17 protein-coding genes and 1 pseudogene are annotated in these 18,789 nt (G+C 60.9%); 12 read left to right on the forward strand and 6 right to left on the reverse strand.

Annotated elements, in window-relative coordinates:
* The first annotated feature begins 115 nt into the window (after positions 1-115).
* Positions 116-430 (forward strand): hypothetical protein, encoded by a 315-nt coding sequence (locus tag AC0L3H_RS01365; RefSeq protein ID WP_091590276.1) that lies wholly within the window; start codon positions 116-118, stop codon positions 428-430.
* Positions 431-443: 13 nt separating this feature from the next.
* Here AC0L3H_RS01365 and AC0L3H_RS01370 read toward each other — a convergent pair.
* Positions 444-726, reverse strand: a pseudogene (locus AC0L3H_RS01370) (pyruvate oxidase); the annotation flags it as partial.
* 625 nt (positions 727-1,351) lie between these two features.
* Positions 1,352-2,674 (reverse strand): NAD(P)/FAD-dependent oxidoreductase, encoded by a 1,323-nt coding sequence (locus AC0L3H_RS01375; protein ID WP_473509773.1) that lies wholly within the window; start codon positions 2,672-2,674, stop codon positions 1,352-1,354.
* Between the two features lie 696 nt (positions 2,675-3,370).
* Between AC0L3H_RS01375 and AC0L3H_RS01380 the strand changes: the two genes are divergently transcribed.
* Positions 3,371-3,616, forward strand: coding sequence for a hypothetical protein (locus AC0L3H_RS01380; RefSeq protein WP_027154084.1), 246 nt, complete (start codon positions 3,371-3,373; stop codon positions 3,614-3,616).
* A gap of 16 nt (positions 3,617-3,632) precedes the next feature.
* Positions 3,633-3,848, forward strand: coding sequence for a hypothetical protein (locus tag AC0L3H_RS01385; RefSeq protein WP_027154083.1), 216 nt, complete (start codon positions 3,633-3,635; stop codon positions 3,846-3,848).
* 203 nt (positions 3,849-4,051) lie between these two features.
* Here the strand turns inward: AC0L3H_RS01385 and AC0L3H_RS01390 are convergent, their stop codons facing one another.
* Complete coding sequence (locus tag AC0L3H_RS01390) at positions 4,052-4,756, reverse strand: phosphoribosyltransferase (RefSeq protein WP_473584216.1); 705 nt, start codon at positions 4,754-4,756, stop codon at positions 4,052-4,054.
* 222 nt (positions 4,757-4,978) lie between these two features.
* On the opposite strand from AC0L3H_RS01390, the gene ku (AC0L3H_RS01395) reads away from it, so the two are divergent.
* Positions 4,979-5,782, forward strand: coding sequence for a non-homologous end joining protein Ku (gene ku / locus AC0L3H_RS01395; RefSeq protein ID WP_473584217.1), 804 nt, complete (start codon positions 4,979-4,981; stop codon positions 5,780-5,782).
* Positions 5,783-5,823: 41 nt separating this feature from the next.
* Positions 5,824-6,864 (forward strand): ATP-dependent DNA ligase, encoded by a 1,041-nt coding sequence (locus tag AC0L3H_RS01400; protein ID WP_473584218.1) that lies wholly within the window; start codon positions 5,824-5,826, stop codon positions 6,862-6,864.
* A 32-nt stretch (positions 6,865-6,896) separates the two neighbouring features.
* On the opposite strand, the gene ligD is transcribed toward AC0L3H_RS01400, so the two are convergent.
* Together ligD and ku (AC0L3H_RS01410) are read right to left on the reverse strand one after the other, a co-directional pair.
* The gene (gene ligD, locus AC0L3H_RS01405) at positions 6,897-9,446 is read right to left on the reverse strand and encodes a DNA ligase D (RefSeq protein ID WP_473584219.1); all 2,550 of its coding nucleotides are present in this window, start codon (positions 9,444-9,446) and stop codon (positions 6,897-6,899) included.
* Positions 9,447-9,449: 3 nt separating this feature from the next.
* A complete protein-coding gene (ku, locus tag AC0L3H_RS01410; protein ID WP_473584220.1) occupies positions 9,450-10,319 on the reverse strand; it encodes a non-homologous end joining protein Ku in 870 nt (289 codons plus the stop codon).
* 177 nt (positions 10,320-10,496) lie between these two features.
* Here ku (AC0L3H_RS01410) and AC0L3H_RS01415 point away from each other — a divergent pair, with 177 nt between their 5' ends.
* The gene (locus tag AC0L3H_RS01415) at positions 10,497-10,724 is read left to right on the forward strand and encodes a lipoprotein (protein WP_245268702.1); all 228 of its coding nucleotides are present in this window, start codon (positions 10,497-10,499) and stop codon (positions 10,722-10,724) included.
* 79 nt (positions 10,725-10,803) lie between these two features.
* On the opposite strand, the gene AC0L3H_RS01420 is transcribed toward AC0L3H_RS01415, so the two are convergent.
* Positions 10,804-11,139 (reverse strand): KTSC domain-containing protein, encoded by a 336-nt coding sequence (locus AC0L3H_RS01420; protein WP_473584319.1) that lies wholly within the window; start codon positions 11,137-11,139, stop codon positions 10,804-10,806.
* 12 nt (positions 11,140-11,151) lie between these two features.
* On the opposite strand from AC0L3H_RS01420, the gene AC0L3H_RS01425 reads away from it, so the two are divergent.
* The 6 genes from AC0L3H_RS01425 (at position 11,152) to AC0L3H_RS01450 (ending at position 18,764) form a co-directional block, all read left to right on the forward strand.
* Complete coding sequence (locus AC0L3H_RS01425; protein WP_473584221.1) at positions 11,152-11,814, forward strand: alpha-ketoglutarate-dependent dioxygenase AlkB; 663 nt, start codon at positions 11,152-11,154, stop codon at positions 11,812-11,814.
* Positions 11,811-12,248 (forward strand): GFA family protein, encoded by a 438-nt coding sequence (locus AC0L3H_RS01430; RefSeq protein ID WP_473584222.1) that lies wholly within the window; start codon positions 11,811-11,813, stop codon positions 12,246-12,248. The genes AC0L3H_RS01425 and AC0L3H_RS01430 overlap by 4 nt, the downstream gene beginning before the upstream one ends.
* A gap of 150 nt (positions 12,249-12,398) precedes the next feature.
* Positions 12,399-13,673 carry a DUF763 domain-containing protein gene (locus AC0L3H_RS01435; RefSeq protein ID WP_473491559.1) on the forward strand — a complete coding sequence of 425 codons (1,275 nt, stop codon included), beginning with the start codon at positions 12,399-12,401 and terminating at the stop codon, positions 13,671-13,673.
* Positions 13,674-14,852: 1,179 nt separating this feature from the next.
* Complete coding sequence (locus tag AC0L3H_RS01440; RefSeq protein WP_473491560.1) at positions 14,853-15,614, forward strand: Tll0287-like domain-containing protein; 762 nt, start codon at positions 14,853-14,855, stop codon at positions 15,612-15,614.
* Positions 15,611-18,343 carry a hybrid sensor histidine kinase/response regulator gene (locus AC0L3H_RS01445; RefSeq protein ID WP_473584223.1) on the forward strand — a complete coding sequence of 911 codons (2,733 nt, stop codon included), beginning with the start codon at positions 15,611-15,613 and terminating at the stop codon, positions 18,341-18,343. Before AC0L3H_RS01440 ends, AC0L3H_RS01445 begins: the two co-directional genes overlap by 4 nt.
* 49 nt (positions 18,344-18,392) lie before the next feature.
* A complete protein-coding gene (locus AC0L3H_RS01450; protein WP_031255744.1) occupies positions 18,393-18,764 on the forward strand; it encodes a response regulator in 372 nt (123 codons plus the stop codon).
* The last annotated feature ends 25 nt before the right edge of the window (positions 18,765-18,789 follow it).

Below are 18,789 nucleotides of genomic sequence, written 5' to 3' on the forward strand. Positions count from 1 at the left end.
ATCGGCAGCCGCGCCGGCCGGGCGCTGCACGCATCGCATATGCGCCGCCGGGAGCGCTGGCGGCGGTACCGCAACAGGAGTGTTTAGCCACAATCCGTGAAACCGGAGAAATGCTATGAACAAAAACGAGACCCGTTACGAACATGGCGCGACAAAGTACCCGGCAAAGAAAGATGCCGACGCGTCGGATCAATTCTCGCAGGAGGCAGCCGGCAACAAGAAGCCTGCCGGCGGCATGGGCCTGACCCGGTCAAGGGACGAGGTGGAGGACAAAACCCATCAATCCGAAGGGCAGGACCCGCCCAGGCGGTCTACGCCCAGCGCAGCGACCGAAAAGACATCCGGCGCCGGTCCGTCGATCGCCGAGCGTTCCAAGGACGCCAAGGCTCCGAAGAGCGGCCGCCAGCCAGGCGCCTACACCAAGGACTGACCGGCCAGGGAGCTCAGCCCATCATCGTCTTCAGCGGCTCCCTAGCGAGTTTGCTTCGATCTCCTTGCGGCCCGGCGTTTCCCGCAAGGCTGTGCGCATGTTCTTGCGATACTCGTTCGGCATGCGCGGCGGCAGCATAGGTTCATATGCGTCGCCGACCGCCTCTATGATCACCGGGCCTTCCGCGGCAAACGCAGGTTGCCAAGGAACATCATTTGCTCCCAGGCGATCTGGTTGAGCATGTTGTTCTTGATCACCAGAAGCTTGAGCGGAATCCTGTAACGCACGGCCGTCGAAATGTGTCGACAAGGATCTCGGCGGTGTTGGGCATGGTGCCTCCAGTGTGTTGTCCCGGGCCAATGACCGCCCCAGGCCAAGGACAACCGGGAGAAGCAGGGCGAGGGCGCTTGTAAGAAGCGGCGCCGAGATTGACCCCTTCGGCGTGGACGAGGTGCGGGGCCGCTCCGCCTGTGGAAGAGCTGGGTGAGATAAAGCCGTGAGTGCCCCGCGCAGGGGGCGAGCACCCACAGGTTGGTTAAGACGTTGTCGACGACACCCCAGCGCCGTACAAACCGGTCTCCCGCATGATGCCGTAGTGCAGGGCCACGGCGTTCAGTTTGCGCTGCCACGTGTGTAGGTTGCGGCAAACATCCCGGCCGCTGGCGCGGCGTATGGGCCGAGCAATTCGCCTTACCGGCAGAAGCGGAAAACGCTAGAATGAACTCCGCGACGGTTCCAACTGCGCCAACGACGAGCGCGATGAGCGCGGCGCTCTCCCGAGCGGATTCTGGTGCAACTCCTACCACGTTGCGCTCATGCACCCGGAGACTTGAGTGCGAGGGAACGTGGGGATTCCGCTCACCCGTCTGCTGACACTTTGACTTCGCTTGGTGCGCGTCAGGCCTGACTTCCGGCTGATCTTCAGATAGCGGCGATGTCCAGCTTCGAGCCGTCGACCAGACGCGACAGGCGGAACGGTGTAGGATCGACGCAAGGCGTGTCGTTTACGACAAGCTCTGCGGCCAGATAGCCAAGCCCCGGGCCCAAACCGAAGCCGTGGCCCGAGCAGCCCGCCGCGAGGACGAGGCCTTTCACCCCGTCCACCTGCGACACCACAGGCACTGCGTCCGGCGTGCAATCGACGAAGCCGCCCCAGGCACTATCGATCTCTATATCGCCGAGTTGGGGGAAGGTCTTCCGGACACTCTCCACCACTTGGCTTACCAGCCATTTTAAGGGTGGAGGATCCAGCACCCGATTCTGTTCGAAGATCCGATCGTCGCTGGTCAGCAGCGCCGGCATTGAATCCGGCCCCGAAAGGAACGATTGGCCGATGCCGAGCCTGACGTTCTTCAGGCGACGCAAGAATTGCGGCATGAATTCCCGGCTATACCGGATAGCCTGGGGCGTGATTTCGAGGTTCGCCTTGCCGCTGATCGCAAGCGTATAGCTGCCGTCCAGTCGGCGCGTGATCGTGCAGTAGGGTGTGGAGACCGCCTCGCCTATGTTGATTGTCGGGGTGGAACGCAGCGCGGTCTGCCGGATGCTCGCTTGGGGGAAACTGATCCCGAGCGGCCTAAGGAAGCGCGAGGACCAGGCGCCAGCGGCGCACAGCACCGCGCTGGTTCTGATGTAGCCCTTCTCCGTGTGCACGCCCGCAATCTTGCCATTGGCCAAGTCGAGCGCCCGCGCGGCGCATTCCTGGTGGATGGTGGCGCCCAGAGCTCTGGCCCCATCGGCGATAGCCGGCGCGGCGAGCGCAGGTTCGGCCTTACCATCCCGGTCCGAATAGGTCCCGCCGACCCATTTGTCGCGCGCTTCGGGGACGCGCTCGGCCACCTCCGCCCGGCTCAGCATGCGGGTGTCGACCTCGTACTCCCTGGCGACCTCACGCCACCTTTCCCAGCTGGCGAGCACAGCCTCGTCGTGAGTGGCATAGACGAGACCGCAGCGTCGAAATCCAAGGTCCCGATTGATATCGCGCGTCAGCTCGTCCCACAGTCGCATGGAGATCACCGAGAGCGGCAATTCGCGCCGATCGCGGTTCTGCTGGCGGCACCAACCCCAGTTTCGGCTCGATTGTTCACAGGCGACGTGGCCCTTCTCGAGCAGAGCCACAGAGAGGCCACGCTTCGCCAGGAAATAGGCCGCCGTAGAGCCGAGGATGCCGCCGCCGACGATGACGACGTCGACCTCGGCCGGGAGACGCTCATCGCTGTGAATGCGTTCGACTCGGGGCGACATGTTCCAACCAACCTCGGCTGCCGAATGCGGAAGCAAAGTTCCGATCAGCCCTTCATCGCATCGTGCGCTCGAAAGAATGTGCCGAAATCATCCAGGACTTCGCCAGATGTGCGGGTTTTTGATCCCTTGATCGATACGAGCTGCTCAAGCCCGAACCGAGTTCCAGTTCGGCGCAGGGCGGCGTAACCTTTTCGCGAGTCCGTTGGATCGCGCTTGAGGGTCTTGAGTCTGCGAGCGAAGTTGTAGGCGGCAACGAAGTCGGCGAGGTGTTACCTGAGCTGATCGTGGCTCTCGTAGTAAAAGCGTTTGACCGTGGCGTCCTTGATCGTGCGGTCCATCCTCTTGCAGCTTTACGCGCTCGCTGCGGCGGGGCGTCAGACGTGGACCTAGGCGATCAGTCGCCGAACGACGGAGATGCTCTGATGTTCCATCGGAACACCGCGGGGAGAAAGACCGACGGATCATGGCAGATGCGGATGAGCAGCCCGGAGCAGATGAGCGAATAGACGGTTTATTCGGCCGCCATCTCGGAACGATCCCGCCGCCCTGCCATTATCGCCATAAGGACAGGCTCAGATCGTGGTGGCGCACGATTGGCGGCAAGGACCGTGGCCAACTACAATCACCGGAAGTCGACGGTTCCGCCAGCGATCTGGGCCTCAAAAAATCGACCGCAAGGCACCTTGGAGGAAACCAATGGCTGGACGCAGAACCCATGAGCAGCAATTGCGCATCATTGAAAAGCGGGAAAACACGAAGGGCGCCGGCAAGGATTTTGACGCAGAGGCCGACCTGAAGCGATCAGCAGCGGAACGTGAAGCGCTGCGCAAGGGGTCGGAAATCAGGTCCAAGACACCCGACCTCGTTGACCCTGACGATCGCAACATCCTTCGCGGAGAAAATCAGGAGAGCGTTCATCACAAGAACCGTCCCGACCACTAAGAATTGGAGCAAGCCCATGGCAAAAGGTAGCAAGAAGCACATCGGAGCGGGTGCGCGGGGAAAGGGTTCCGGTGCAGGCGCCATGACCACCACCCCAAAGGACAAGCTCGAGGAAAACAAAGTCCTGTCCAACCGCGACAAGGCTCAGCACACGAAGCAACGCGGTCTGGATTCCAGGCAGATCGCGACTGAGCAGCGCCAGGATCACGCTGCCAATCGTTTGCGCGATTGACGGCTCAACCGCCGCTGGCGCGCGGTGGCGCGGCCTGACCGGGGCCGCGCTTCAGGTTGGCTGCGAGCGCAAGGGGAGGGGCCGTATGGCTCAGGCCCATTCGCCACTGAAGAGCGGTTCTATCGGATGGCGCGATTTGGTCATTTTAAGTTCGCGCAGAAATATCGCCGCGCTCGACGATCTCCATCGGTTGTCGGTCCTTGCTAGCCGTGGCGTGCTCCTTCGGCAGATCGCGTCGACGATTTGCTCTCAAACTGCTCCGCCTCACGCAGCAGCCGGATCACCTCCGCGTCGGTGGTCTGCTCGAAATCCTCATAATACCGGCTCACCGCAACAAACGGCTCAGGCGTGGCGAGACAGACCACTTGGTCCACATCGGCTTTGATGAGGTCCAGCGTGTCCCGGGGTGCGACCGGGACGGCCAGGACGACATGCGCGGCGCGATCCTTTCTTAGCGCCTTGAGCACCACTCTGACCGTGCCTCCGGTCGCAATGCCGTCATCGACGACGATGACGGTCCGGCCCAGGACCGAAGCCGCAGGCCGGCTTCCGAGATAGAGGGTTCTGCGACGTTCGATTTCCAGCAGTTGCCGCCGCTTCTCTGCTTCGACGTACTCGTCTGACGGCCGGACCAAAGCCATCGCCTCCTCGTTGAGGACGAGCTGCGGATTTTCCCCGTCGACGACCGCGCCGATGCCATATTCGGAATGGCCCGGCGCGCCGATCTTGCGCACAAGCAGCACGTCGAGCCGGGCACCGAGTGCCTTCGCCACTTCGAAGCCAACCGGCACGCCGCCGCGCGGCAGCGCCAGCACCAGTGGATCGGTTGCCGCGAACCTGGCCAAATCGGCGGCAAGCTGGCGCCCCGCATCCGTTCGATCTTTGAACCTCAAGGCGTCAAAGCCCATGGTCTTCACCTCCAAGGCCGAAACCCTGGCGTGGTGCTGCTCAGGCCTCCTCCTCGCCCAAATTCAGCTTGCTGGGGAAACGGCGATTGCGGGCAAATTGTTTCATCAACCCTTGGCAAAAATTGCCGAACCATGCGATTGGCCCCCGGTTCGCAAAAAAGCTGCTGGAACAATCGATCGCCCTGCTGCGTTCGACTGTTTTACTCCTGCCGGGGGTGCTCGATGGCGCCACGTCCTTTCTGGAAAGGCTATCTGAAGCTTTCGCTGGTGACCTGTCCGGTGGCGATGACGCCCGCTACCACCGAGAGCGAGAAGGTCCGGTTCCATACGCTCAATCGCAAGAGCGGGCATCGGGTGGTCAGCCAATATGTCGATGCCGTCAGCGGCAAGCCCGTTGCTGAAGACGACGAGGTGAAGGGCTACCAGCGCGGCGAGGACGAGTACGTCCTGCTCGAGGACGACGAGATCGAAGCGGTTGCGCTCGAGAGCACGCGCACCATCGATATCGACATGTTTGTCGATGCCGACAGCATCGGCTGGATCTGGTACGACAAGCCGCACTATCTCACCCCTGACGACCCGGTTGGGGAGGAGGCATTCTCGGTCATTCGCGACGCGATGCAATCGACGGGGACGGTCGGAATATCGCGATTGGTCATGTACCGCCGCGAACGCGCCGTCATGCTTGAACCACGAGGCAAGGGCATCGTGCTGTGGACACTGCGCTATGGCGACGAGGTTCGCGACCCCGAGGTTTATTTCGGCAAGATCGACGACGTCAAACCCGACCCGAAACTGATGGATATGGTTTCGACCCTTATCGATGAGCGAACCAGGCAGTGGGATCCCGCCATGACTGGAGATCCCGTCCAGGCGCGGCTGCTGGAGATCATTGCCTCGAAGAAGAAGGGCAAGAAGGGTCCGGCCAAGGCGAAGGCCATGGCCGAGCAACCGGCCAGCAACGTGATCAACATCATGGATGCGCTGCGCAAGAGCATCGGCTCGGAGGCCGGAAAGCGGAAATAAGCGCCTGGGAGCAGGCTGGGCTGGGGGACAAAGGCAGCACAATGAAGGTCATACCCCGCGATCCTGCTTTCGACAGCACCCGCCGATCCAGCGATTTCCTCCTGCCGCTCGATACGCCTCCGATGGAGGCAAAGGCGGCCGATGCGATTCCCGAAGGAGACGGATGGCAATACGAACGCAAATGGGATGGTTTTCGCTGCCTGGCATTCCGGCAGGATGATGCGGTGGAGTTGCGCGCAAAGTCAGGCAAGCCGCTCGGACGGTATTTTCCCGAACTCGTCGCGACACTGAAGGAACTGCCGTCGCGCCGTTTTGTCGTCGACGGTGAAATAGTCATCTCGGTCGACGGCAAGTTTTCGTTCGACGCACTCCAGATGCGGCTTCATCCCGCCGAGAGCAGGATCCGCAAGCTGTCCGCCGAAACCCCGGCTCGCATCGTCCTGTTCGACATGCTCTGCGATGAGCACGGAACCGTCTGGTTGGCGCGGACCCTGAAAAAACGGCGAGCGATCCTTGAGGCTTTCGTCGCTTCGGCAAATCGCAGGAACATCGTGCTTTCGCACTGCACGCGCGATGTGAAGGAAGCCCGCTCCTGGTTAGGGGATGCCGGACATGGGGCGACAGACGGCGTGGTCGCCAAGCGGCTGGACGGTCCGTACCAACCGGGGGTACGCGCGATGGTCAAGGTAAAGCGGTTGCGGTCGGCCGATTGCGTGGTCGGCGGCTTTCGCTATCTCAGCAACAGCCCGCAGGTCGGCTCTCTGTTGCTGGGTCTGTACAACCAGGCCGGCAAGCTCGATCACGTCGGGTTCACCTCGACCATTGCCAAGGATGACAGGGCCGAGCTTACCCGCAGGCTCCAAGCCATGCGCGAGCCACCCGGCTTCACCGGAAAGGCGCCGGGCGGGCCGAGCCGCTGGAGCACCGAGCGCAGCGGCGAATGGGAGCCGGTCCGGCCCGAACTGGTGGTCGAAGTACGCTTCGATCACGTCACCGGCGACCGTTTCCGCCACGGCACCAAGTTCCTGCGCTGGCGGCCGGACAGGGCTCCGGAGCAATGCACGTTCGAGCAAATCGCCTGACTATTCCGATGCATGCGCTTCGCAGTGCCGTCTCAAGCCGCTTTCTTGCGCCGCTTTGCGCGGTCTTCGATTGGCGCTGCGGCCGCGTGGAAATCCTGCCAGGGATCCGACGACAGCGAGGCAAGCCGCGTTGGCGTGTTCTCGACGGTAAAATAGGCCGGTCCGATGCTGGGGCCGAGTTCGTCCCAGGCAAGCGGCATCGACACCGCTGCACCCGGTCGTGCTCTTGTCGAATAGGCTGCGACCGCGGTCGCACCACGCTGGTTGCGCAGATAATCGACAAGGATTTTCCCGCGTCGTTTCGATTTGGTGATGGTCGAGACGTAGCGGTTGGGACTGTCGGCGGCCATCGAGTCGGCAATCGCCTTGGTAAAGGCTTTTACTTCTGGCCATTCGGCTTTCGGCTTCAACGGCGCCACGACGTGCAGACCCTTGCCGCCGGAGGTCTTGATGAAGGGGACAAGCCCTGCATCCTTCAGCCGGTCGCGGGTCTCGACGGCGCCTTCGATCACTGCCTCCCAGCTCACGCCCTCGCCGGGGTCGAGATCCATGATGATCGTATCCGGACGCTCCCAATCGCTCACCGTCGAGCCCCAGGGGTGGATCTCCAGCGCCGCCGACTGGACCAGACCGATGAGCCCGTCGAGATCATTGATGCTGATCAGCCGCTCGTCGGGCGGATCCTTGGGGTCGTGGACCAGCACGATGTTCGGGTTGAGCCCCTTCCAGGCATGCTTCTGGAAGAATTGCTCGCCCGAAATCCCGTTGGGACATCGCACCAGCGCCAGCGCTCGGCCGACGATGTAGGGCGACGCATAGCGCCAGACCTCGGCATAATAGTCGGCGAGACCTTCCTTGGTCACGCCCTCGTCCGGCCAGTAAAGGCGGTCGGGATGAGTAAGCTTGACGGTCCGGCGCTGAGGTTGGGGCGCTGCCTTGCTCGTCTTCGGCGTCTCGCGCACGATCTCCTTCGCCGGCTTGTCTTCGCGCAATCCGCGGAACGAGGCGTGGCGCAGATTGCCGTCGGCGGTCCACGCCCGGAACTCGACTTCGGCGACGAGATCCGGCCTGACATAGCGGACTTGCCGAGCCTCCTCGGCGCTCAGACGCTCGTCGAACGGGCTCGACGGAACGCGCATCCGCTCGAGCTTCTTGAACAGGCTCTCGGCGACCGCCGCTGTGTAGCCGGTGCCGACGCGCCCGACATGATGAAGCTTGCCGTGGTCATAGACACCCAGGACAAGCGAACCGATCGCCTTGCGCGAGGTTGTCGAGGGGATAAAGCCGGCCACGACAAATTCCTGCCGCGCCGAACATTTCGACTTCACCCAGTTCTTGCTGCGGCCGGCGCGGTAGGGCGCATCGCGAAGCTTGGAGACGATGCCTTCCAGGCTCAGCCGACAGGCATGTCGCAGCACCAGGGCGCCGTCCTCCTCAAAATGGCCGCTATAGCTGATGATGCCGCTGTTACTGCCGATGATTTTTTCCAGCAATTCCTTGCGCTTGATTAAGGCAACGTCGCGCAGATCGTAGCCGTCGAGATGAAGCAGGTCGAAGACGTAGAGGTGAAAGCGATCACTGCGGCCCTCGCTGAGATCGGCTTGCAGCGCGGAAAAATCCGATGCGCCGGCTGTCGTCTCGACCACGAGTTCACCGTCGATCAGTGCCGTCCCGACAGGGATATCGGCCAGCGCCGAAACGACCGCCTTGCCGAATTTCTTCGTCCAGTCGAGACCGCTCCGCGTCAACAGTTTGACGCGGCCGGCTTCGATCCTGGCCTGTAGCCGGTAGCCGTCGAATTTGATCTCGTGCAGCCAGCGCTCGCCCGACGGCGCTGACGAGACCAGGGTCGCCAGCGTCGGCTCGACGAAATCGGGAAGCGCCGCCTTCTTGGCGCCCTTTATCTTTGACGGTTCGGGAACGCTGACAGTGGCGGGGGCCACTTCCGCTGGAGCTGGCCTGGTGCTGCCGCCGCGGCGCCTGCGAATGCGGCCTGTCTTGGACGACCAGCCGGGCTCTTCGCCGGCGACGTCGTCGATCTTGCGGCCGGTCGCGACGGATTCCGGCCGCTCGTCCAGAATGTCGGGATCACGTTCGGTGCGCGCGGCGTCGTCGTCGCCTTTGATCAGCAGCCAGTTCTCGCGCTTCTCCCGGGGCTTTCCGGCCATCCGCACAAGATGCCAGCGGCCGCCAAGCTTCTCGCCGTGAAGTTCGAAATCGAGATGGCCTTTCGCATAGCCGCGATGCGCGTCGCCGATCGGCGTCCAGGTGCCTCTGTCCCAAAGGAGGACGGTGCCGCCGCCATACTCGCCCTTCGGGATTGTGCCTTCGAAGTTGCCATATTCCAGAGGATGGTCCTCGACATGGACGGCAAGACGCTTCTCGCCGGGGATCAGGCTCGGCCCTTTTGTGACGGCCCAGCTCTTCAGGACGCCGTCCATTTCGAGACGAAAATCATAATGGAGCCGGGTGGCATCGTGCTTCTGTATGACGAAGCTGTTGCCGGTCCTCGGCGCCCTGCGGCCCTGCGGCTCCGGGGTAACGGAAAAATTGCGCTTCTTGCGGTAGGTCTCGAGCGCCATCGGTCAGCCGGCCTTCCGACGCGGCGCTGTCTGCTTCGCCTTGGCATGGCGCGCTGGCTTTGACTTTGCCGCGGGCTTTCTTGTCGAAGGCTGCTTGCCGCCAACGCCGGCACTCTGGCGCAGCGCATCCATAAGATCGACGACCTTCTCCCGCTTGGCCGGCTTCGGAACGGCGATCTTCTTGCCTTCGAGCTTTGCCTTCACAAGCTCGGCCAGCGCCGCCTCATAACGGTCGTCGAATTTGGTCGGATCGAATTTGCCTTTCTTGGTCTTGATAATGTGCTCGGCCAGTTCGAGCATCTCGCCCTCGATCTTCAAGTCGGGGATGCTGTCGAAAGCCTCCTCCGCCGAGCGCACCTCGTAGTCGAAATTCAGCGTCGTTGCGACCAGGCCTTCGTCATAGGCGCGGACGAGCAGGGTCCGGACGCGCCGGAACAGGACGGCCTGGGCGATGGCGGCGACCTTCTTCCTGCGCATGCCTTCGCGGATCAGCCCAAACGCTTCCTCCGCGTGTTTGTCAGACGGGGCCAGGTAATAAGGCTTGTCGAAATACACATCGTCGACATCGGCACAGCCGATGAAGACCGAGACCGACAGCGTCTTGTCGCTCTCGGGGACAGCGGCTGCGACCTCATCGGGTTCGAGCACGACGTACTCACCCGAGCCGATCTCAAAGCCTTTGACCTGGTCGTCCTTCTCGACCGGCTTGCCGCTATCGCTGTCTACGAAGGCGCGATGCACCCTATGGCCGGTGGCTCGGTTTACTGTGTGGAAGGCGATCCGCTCGGAGGTTGAGGCAGCCGTATAGAGCGCCACCGGGCAGCTGAGTTCTCCGATTTTCAGAAAACCCTTCCAATTTGCTCTCGGCGCCAAGACGATAGCCTCACTGTCACAAGCGTTGCACAGGAAATGCAACGTGGCGGCGCCGAGATTTGTTCCTTTGGCGCCTGCTCTGCGATGATCAGAAGGGTCTTGGGCCAACAGACAAGCCATTCCGCTGCAACCAAATTCACCACCCGTCGTTGTCGAGCAGCAAGGGAGCGGTTGGCCATGACGGGATTATCCATGAGGAGACTGTCGTTTTTGTCGGCGCTGGTGGCGACTCTGGCTCTGGCGGGTTGCAGCAACGAGGCCGAGCCGACACAGGGCAGCACCAGCAGCACTGAGCCGACCCAGAGCAACACCAACACCGTCGATCAAAATCCCGAAGTCGACAAGGACCCGACGCCGAAGACGACCACCGGCGGCGATCAACCCGGTACGCCGCCGGCGCAGTGAGGGATCGGCCGGCCGACTGGATTGTGCGAGGGCATGCGTTCCCTTTCCGGATGAATTTTTGACGACAAGGCACCGGGTTTCATCCCGACGGGCTCTGTTCGACCAGATGGTAGCTGTACCGGTCGCGAATGAAGGCGTTGAAAAACCGGCCTTTTGACCAGGCCTTGCGGAATGCCGCATAAGTTTGCGGCGGCACGTCGTTGAAATCGTAGCGATTTCCGCTTGGGACAAACCATACGGAGAGGGTCCTCGTTGCCGGGTCGTAATTGATGCTTTGGATAACAGTTGAAGGCATTTCCCAACACTCGACGCGCCTGGGCAATAACCCGCCCCGGCAATCCGGGTTCCATCTCGCGCATGTGGAGGCAATGATCCGGCCGGCCTCCAAAGCCTTGCCGCCACGGGCCGGCTTCACCAATTAGGGTTGATGCCATCGCTCAAAACCAGGCAGCCGCAACCCGCTGGCCAAGGCGACCTGTTTCGCGCGCCTGACTTTCTCGCGCCCGACTTTCACGCACGTGACGACCTGCCGGAAGGATTTTGCTACCAGCCGGAGCTGATCACAGCGGAGGAAGAGGCCGAACTGGTGCGGCAGCTCAAAAGTCTCGCCTTCCAGCCTTTCGACTTTCATGGCCATCTCGCAAACCGGCGCGTCGCCGGTTTTGGCCTGCGCTACGATTTTGACCAACGCAAGGTGGTCGAGGCGCCGGCGATCCCTGCTTTCCTGATGCCGCTAAGGGACAAGGTGGCGGCATTTGCGCGGCTGCCCGCCGAGGCTTTTGTGCAGGTCTTGATCAATGAGTACCGACCCGGCGCGGGTATCGGCTGGCATCGCGACAAGCCGCATTTCGATGCCGTGGCCGGCGTTTCTCTTCTTGCGCCATGCAGCTTTAGGCTCCGCCGGAAGAACGGCACGAGACGGGCTCGCCAGACCGTCACCCTCGAGCCAAGGTCGGCTTACCTGATGACGGGTCCGGCGCGCACCGAATGGGAGCACAGCATCCCGCCGGTTGCCGCGCACCGCTATTCGATCACCCTGCGGACCCTGCACCCGCAACGGTCGCCTCGATCAGAAGCGATAGTTCGATGACCAGAATCGAGACCGGCTCCTGTTTTTGCGGTTCGATAAGTGCTGAGATGCATGGTGAGCCGTTCTGGATTTGCTCCGATCACGATGACGATTGCCGCAAGGCGATAGGCAGCCCGTTGACCGTCTGGGTCGGCTATCGGCCGGCCCAATTCAGATTGCTCACCGGCGCGCCAAAAAAATTCTCAAGGACCCGAGGCGTGCTCCGCACCTTCTGCGCCGATTGCGGGACATCCATAGCCTATCTCGACCAAGGGCTTCCCGAGGAACTTTATCTGACGATCGGCTTCTTCGACCACCCCGAACGCTTTGCGCCGCAGGCTCATGCCTATTGGGATATGAAGCTGTCGTGGGTGGAGTTTAATGACGATCTGCCGCGTGTCGGAGGATATTCAAGGCGGCGCGATCCGGCGGTCGGAAATCCGGCCGACCGGTAACCGGCAACGCCGCCGATGGGACCCGAATGGCCCAGCTGAATTGAATTGCGATCAGTTTGTAATCCAAACGGACCGGCATCATCGCTTCTTCACGCCGCTTTCTATACTATCTGTTGAGCGCAAGGCATAGGTCGGAACAGGCAGAAAAATTTGGCACAACGATCGGGAAGCGCAGACCTTCCACTTCATGGCGGACGCGTGCCGAAATGGCTCGGCGACCGTATGACGCGGCTTGGAGCCGTCATGTGCGAGGCGATCATTCACCACTACGGTCGCGAGGAACTGCTGCGCCGGCTGGCGCATCCCTTCTGGTTCCAGTCGTTTGGCGCGGTCATGGGAATGGACTGGCATTCCTCCGGCATCACGACCAGCGTCATCGGCGCCCTCAAACGTGGCTTGGCTCCGCTCTCCGGCGAACTCGGTATTCACGTGTGCGGCGGCCGCGGCGCGCATTCGCGCAAGACCCCGCATGAGCTTGCCGTCATCGGCGAGCGCGTCGGCTTCGATGGAACAGGCCTGGCAACGGCCAGCCGGCTCGTCGCCAAGGTTGACAGCGCCGCCGTCCAGGACGGCTTCGACCTTTATCTGCATGGCTTTATCGTCACCGATGACGGCGACTGGGTCGTGGTGCAGCAGGGCATGAACGGCGACAGCAAGGTGGCGCGCCGCTATCACTGGCTGTCCGAAGGCCTGAAGAGTTTCGTCGACCAGCCGCATGCCGCCATCGAAGGCGCCAACCAGGGCGAGATCGTCAACCTGACCGACCGCCGCGCCGACGCCTCGCGCAAGGGCCAGTTGAATCTCCTGCAGGATCTCGGACCGGATCGCATTCTGAGGGAGTTCGCCGCGCTCGAACGTGATGTGGCTGTCGCACCGGAGCCCGATCAGCCAATGCTGCCGCACCTGGTCATGCCGGCGCACCACGACGTTCGCGAAAGCGATGTCGTCATGCGTCGTCTTCATGGCAACATGGCTGCGGCTGCCGAGCGTGGCCCCGCCGATTTCTCCGAGCTTCTCCTGGTGCCCGGCGTCGGTGCGCGCACGGTGCGGGCGCTGGCGCTGGTCGCCGAGGTCTTGCATGGCGCGCCATGCCGGTTTTCCGATCCCGGGCGCTTCTCGCTGGCACATGGCGGCAAGGACAGGCATCCATTCCCCGTGCCGCTGAAGGTCTATGACGAGACGATCGGCGTGCTGAAGTCGGCCGTCCACAAGGCCAGGCTCGGTCGCGACGAAGAACTCGGCGCCTTGAAGCGGCTCGACGAGCAGTCGCGGCAGGTCGAACGCTATGTCACCGGCCCCAGTCTGAAGGAAATCGTTGCCGGAGAGTTCGATCAGTCGCATCTGCTCGGCGGCCGCAGCGTGTTCGGCTGGGAGACCGCACCCGAGGCGCCCGCGGATGCCAAGCAAAACAAACAAAAGGGATAATCGGCCCGGATCGCAATTCAGCGGACCAAGTGGTGAAAATCTGACGCTTGATACCCAAAACGAAATACCGATTTCGACCCTTCTCTGCCCTTCTGTCGGAGAAATTGAAGGGAAGCCTTGACCCGTTAACGACCTTCCTGACATCGCGCTTCAACGTCCGCACAGGGGGTGAATGCTGTCATTGTTGCGCAGTCGTGGAGCGACGAGCCACTGAATCACGATCTGCGAGCAGGTAACCGATCGGCCAGCGCCGTGATCACTCGGGGTCGGTTCGACTCGCCGCCGCGGGGACAATGAGACCTTGGCATGCGACATGGCAGATACTGTGGGCTGGACAAATCATGGGCCGGCCGCATTCCGACCCGACTCGGAACTCGAATTGGGACGCTTTGACAAAGCGCACGTGATTTCGTCGCGCGAGATACCAATGTCGTTAAGAATGTCATCCGGTGACCGGCTCAACCCGTCCGTTATCATCCACATAGCTTTTCGCTCGGCGCGAAGGCGGAACCATCCGCGAATGTAGCCAATGGTGCCACTATGAAAACTCGTCCACATCGAAGTCATCTTAATCATCGGCTCGAACACACGGCACGGAACGGCACTGGCGGTATTCACCGCGAGAAGGACCGGTTACGTAGCGTCTGACTCGTCTCAATTCCGAACTTATCGGTCTCGTCCGGCTGGGCGCACCGCGGCGGCAGCGACTGCAACCGCGCCGGCGAGGGTTGAAATGCTGATTGTTTTTCGTAACAGAATTCTGTTTCCTTTCAGCGATGATGGTTCATCAAGCGATCAAGATGACATGCATAGGTTGTGCCGGCCGACAACATAAGGCCAGAACCATCATCTTCTTCTACAAACAATTGCTATGCTAAGTTTACGGTGCGTGAGGTTGCGCTCGAACACAACGAATATATATTTCAAAGCTAATTTTCTAGCTTTAGCAAGCTATATTTTAACGGCAAGCTTGACAAATCCGCCGCTAACCTCTCGGTGCTCCACCCAGGGTGGTCAAGAGACGTTCGGCAAAAGCGGGTTTGCGGGCCAGGGCCGCTTCGGAGCGGCGGCGGATGCTTCGTTCCTTCTCTCACCGCTTGCGCATGGGCGTTTGTCGCTACGCAATCGGCCTGCGTTGTGCTATACTTTTTGTTTGGCTTCCTTCGACGGGATGGAGAGATGTTCGCCCTGTCAACCTTGACGCGGAGAAGCATTGGCGTTGCTCTTGTCGGTTGCGCTTTCCTCGCGTCGGCTGCCATGGGAGCGGGAGATACTGAAGATGTCGCGATGGGAATCCGACTTGCGGAATTGCTTCGCGCGGGGCGAAGCGTTGTCTCCAACTATCAGACACTAATCAACGATCCAGCACTTGGCGACAAGCACCTCGACAGCGAGCGGTTTGCGAGGGAGGCCATCGCCGTTTACTCAAAAAACACCGGCCAGAACCCGTTTTCCGGCGAATTGACCAATCGCGACCGGCGTCTGCTTGAGGCCCAGATTGGGGCTATGCGGGAGGTGGTGGACGAGCAGCAAGATGACATCAACCGCGCTGGGATCGGGTTCAAGGGCTTCGTGCCGGCCGTTTTCGCGCGTCTGTTGAATGAGAAATTCGCTGCCAAGGTTGGCAACGAAGCTCTGGTGCGCGTGACAGCGCCCGAGCAACTCGTGCGCAACCGCAAATCTCTTCCGGACGCTTGGGAAGCCAGCATCATCGTAAGCGTCTTTTCAGATCCGAAGAGAGCAAAGGGCGAAGCCTACACGGATGTGACCGAGGTGGAGGGACGCCCGGCATTTCGAATGCTCCTGCCCGAATACTATACGGAGTCGTGCCTTTCCTGCCACGGCGAGCCGAAGGGCGAGATCGACATAACTGGATATCCCAAGGAGGGCGGAAAAGCCGGCGATTTGGGGGGCGCAATCAGCATCGTCTTGTTCAAATGAGCGTCCTGGAACAGACACCCCACGAGGTGGAAGCCATACCGGCGCCGTCGAAATCCCTGGGACGTCGCCTTGCCAGTCTGCCGATCGCGGCCCGCGTAGCTGCACTGACAGCGGCCGGCCTCATTAGTCTCATCGTATCTTCCATCCTTCTCACGCAGGCGCTTTATCGCAGTGCCGACCGCACCGCAGACACTAAGGCATTGTTCGATCTCGCGGCGAATGCGGCTGCGGCGCACGTGACCTTCGGCGAATTGCGATACTGGCTCACCGATTTGTCGGTCAGCTTGCTAATGAACTCCCAGCGGAATGCCGAGCAGGCGCGTGAGCGACTGCTGAACCAACTGGACGGCCTTTCGAAATCATCCCCCGATGCAGTGAGGGAAATCCGTGTCGAGATCGATGACTATGTCAAAAGGGCACTAGAGGCGGCGGACAGCTATACTCAGGATAACCGCATCATTGGAAACGCTCTCCTGGCGGAGGCGCGAACCCACAGCACGAATGTCGATGCCGCCCTTAACGAACTTGTCGAGGAAGTGAGCGCCGAGGCAGAAGCTGCTCGCAACGAGGCTGTAAGGCTAGCCCAGAAAACCGCGACTACCGCTGCCATTCTGGTGGTCATCGTGCTGTTGATTGGGTCGCTTCTTACAATCCTTGTTCTTCGCTCGATCATTGGCCCGTTACGGCGGCTGAACCGGGTCATCGGCGAACTGACGCAAGGACGCTACGATATTGAAATACCGATTGAGGGAGGCGACGAACTCGGCGCAATGTCGCGGACGCTTCGACTTTTTCGCGCGGGCGCGATTGAAAAGAAACGACTGGAAGACGAGGCGGAGCAGCAAAGACGGACGATCGCAGCGGCGCTTGAGGCAATTTCTGACGGATTTGTCCTATTCGATCCGCAGGACAGGGTCATCCTGGCCAACAGCAAATTTTGCGAATTCTTCCCTGACCATGCGCGAGCTTCTCTTCCTGGGCAAAGCTTTCAAGAAATCTTGGAGCAACGCCTGGCGGGCGGGCAAGTCGACCTTGCGGGCGCGTCGCCGGAGGAGTGGATTGCCCAGCGGTTACACATCCACAAGGACCCGGCGGGCTTCGTCTGTGAGGATCGCTTCGGCGACAGATGGGTTCGCGTAAGCAGGCGAAAAACGCCTGACGGCGGCGCGGTCGCCGTTTACACCGACATCACGGAATTGAAACAGAGACAAGACGAACTCGAGCGCGCCAAGAGCCGTGCTGAATCGACGAATGAAGCCAAGAGCCGCTTCGTCGCATCCGTCAGCCACGAACTGCGTACGCCGCTGAACGCGATTATTGGCTACAGCGAGATGCTGATCGAAGATGCGAGCGACCAGCACATGGTGGAATTCGTTCCGGAACTGGAGAAGATCGCCGCGGCTGGTCGCCATCTCCTGGCGCTCATCAACGACATCCTCGACTTGTCAAAGATCGAGGCGAACAAGATGGAAATTTTCTTGGAAACGTTCGTCGTCGCCGATTTGATGCGCGACGTCCAGGCCACAGTCGCGCCTCTGATGGCGAAAAACCGAAACGGTTTCGTACTGGACCTCGACGACGACCTCGGGAAAATGCATTCGGATCAGACGAAGTTGCGTCAGAACCTGTTTAACCTGCTCAGCAACGCCGCCAAGTTTACCGAAGGGGGTCGTGTAACACTCACGGTGCGTCGCGACAGACGACCAAGGGGCGATTGGCTGATATTCAAAGTGTCCGACACCGGGATCGGGATGACGCCGGAGCAGCAGGAACGGCTCTTCGACGCTTTCACGCAGGCGGACGCATCCACCACTCGCAACTATGGCGGAACGGGGCTTGGCCTCAGCATAACCCGGAGTTTTAGCCGAATGATCGGAGGCGTTGTAAAGGTCGAGAGCGAACTCGGAAAAGGCTCGACCTTCACAATGGAGATTCCAGCCGAGTTCAAAAAAGAATCTGGCGAGCAACACCCCTCCGAAGCTGTGCCGTTGTCGCCACGAGACAAGGCGGTTCTGATCATAGATGATGAACCAGCCGCCCGAACCGTCATCGCCAGGGCCTTGGCGGAGGCGGGATTGGCATCGTTCGAAGCAGCAAGCGGCGAGGAAGGAATAGCCTCTGCTCGAGCGCATCGCCCCGCGGCGATCATTCTCGACATCATCATGCCGCATCAGGACGGCTGGTCAGTGCTGCGATCTCTGAAGAACGATAGGGAGCTTTGCGAGATTCCTGTGATCCTTGCGACGATACTTGCAGATCGCGAACTCGGCCTCTCACTCGGGGCGGTTGAATACCTGACGAAGCCGATCGACACCGAGAAGCTGATTCAAACAATTGAGGCTTGCGGCGGTGGCAACCGCGATGTGCTTGTAATTGATGACGACCAAGCCTCCCGCGATTTCCTTCGGCGTATCCTGATCAAGAAGGATTGGCGGGTTCACGAGGCAAGCGACGGCGCGCGCGGACTTGGCCTGATGAAACGGTTGTTGCCGCGCCTGGTGGTGCTTGATCTGCTGATGCCCGAAATGGACGGGTTTCAGACATTGAGTGAGATGCAGCAGACGCCCGAACTGCAGAACATTCCGGTGGTCGTAGTTACCTCGAAAGATCTGTCGATGAACGAGCTCGAATGGCTCCGCGATAGGGCGGTTGCCGTTGTGACCAAGGGCGCGAACAGCAGGTCTCAATTGGTCAAGGCGCTCGAACGCCAGATTTCCGCGGCCGAGTAGGTTGGCCCGGCATCTCAGTTCGTTGACCCATCGTTAGAAGAGGCCGAAGATGACGAGAATCCTTCTGGTGGAAGACAACGAAATGAATCGCGACATGCTCTCGCGGCGGTTGTCGCGGCGTGGGTTCGAAGTGCTTATTGCGGAAAACGGACAATCCGGCGTGGAACTAACCATTTCGGAAAGACCGGATCTGATCCTTATGGATATGAGCCTGCCCGTGATGGACGGATGGGAGGCGACACGGCGGATCAAGGCTGATCCGGCCACCTCGGGGATCCCTATAATCGCGCTTTCTGCGCATGCTATGACCAGCGATCGGGAATTGGCGCTTGAGGCCGGCTGCGATGACTACGACAGCAAGCCGGTGGACCTGCCGAGGCTTGTCCAGAAAATCGAACAATTGCTTGCCGCAAATCCGTGAGCCGCCGAGTCGGCGGATTGGAGAC

This window comes from Mesorhizobium sp. WSM4816, from assembly GCF_055811535.1.

Excerpts from the sequence above, each read along its gene's own strand:
- ku (WP_473584217.1), top strand. The coding sequence starts at position 4,979 with ATGGCGCCACGTCCTTTCTGGAAAGGCTATCTGAAGCTTTCGCTGGTG.
- AC0L3H_RS01440 (WP_473491560.1), top strand. The coding sequence starts at position 14,853 with ATGTTCGCCCTGTCAACCTTGACGCGGAGAAGCATTGGCGTTGCTCTT.
- AC0L3H_RS01415 (WP_245268702.1), top strand. The coding sequence starts at position 10,497 with ATGACGGGATTATCCATGAGGAGACTGTCGTTTTTGTCGGCGCTGGTG.
- AC0L3H_RS01400 (WP_473584218.1), top strand. The coding sequence starts at position 5,824 with ATGAAGGTCATACCCCGCGATCCTGCTTTCGACAGCACCCGCCGATCC.
- ligD (WP_473584219.1), bottom strand. The coding sequence starts at position 9,446 with ATGGCGCTCGAGACCTACCGCAAGAAGCGCAATTTTTCCGTTACCCCG.
- AC0L3H_RS01365 (WP_091590276.1), top strand. The coding sequence starts at position 116 with ATGAACAAAAACGAGACCCGTTACGAACATGGCGCGACAAAGTACCCG.
- AC0L3H_RS01390 (WP_473584216.1), bottom strand. The coding sequence starts at position 4,756 with ATGGGCTTTGACGCCTTGAGGTTCAAAGATCGAACGGATGCGGGGCGC.
- AC0L3H_RS01445 (WP_473584223.1), top strand. The coding sequence starts at position 15,611 with ATGAGCGTCCTGGAACAGACACCCCACGAGGTGGAAGCCATACCGGCG.
- AC0L3H_RS01450 (WP_031255744.1), top strand. The coding sequence starts at position 18,393 with ATGACGAGAATCCTTCTGGTGGAAGACAACGAAATGAATCGCGACATG.
- AC0L3H_RS01385 (WP_027154083.1), top strand. The coding sequence starts at position 3,633 with ATGGCAAAAGGTAGCAAGAAGCACATCGGAGCGGGTGCGCGGGGAAAG.
- AC0L3H_RS01430 (WP_473584222.1), top strand. The coding sequence starts at position 11,811 with ATGACCAGAATCGAGACCGGCTCCTGTTTTTGCGGTTCGATAAGTGCT.
- AC0L3H_RS01375 (WP_473509773.1), bottom strand. The coding sequence starts at position 2,674 with ATGTCGCCCCGAGTCGAACGCATTCACAGCGATGAGCGTCTCCCGGCC.
- AC0L3H_RS01425 (WP_473584221.1), top strand. The coding sequence starts at position 11,152 with ATGCCATCGCTCAAAACCAGGCAGCCGCAACCCGCTGGCCAAGGCGAC.
- AC0L3H_RS01380 (WP_027154084.1), top strand. The coding sequence starts at position 3,371 with ATGGCTGGACGCAGAACCCATGAGCAGCAATTGCGCATCATTGAAAAG.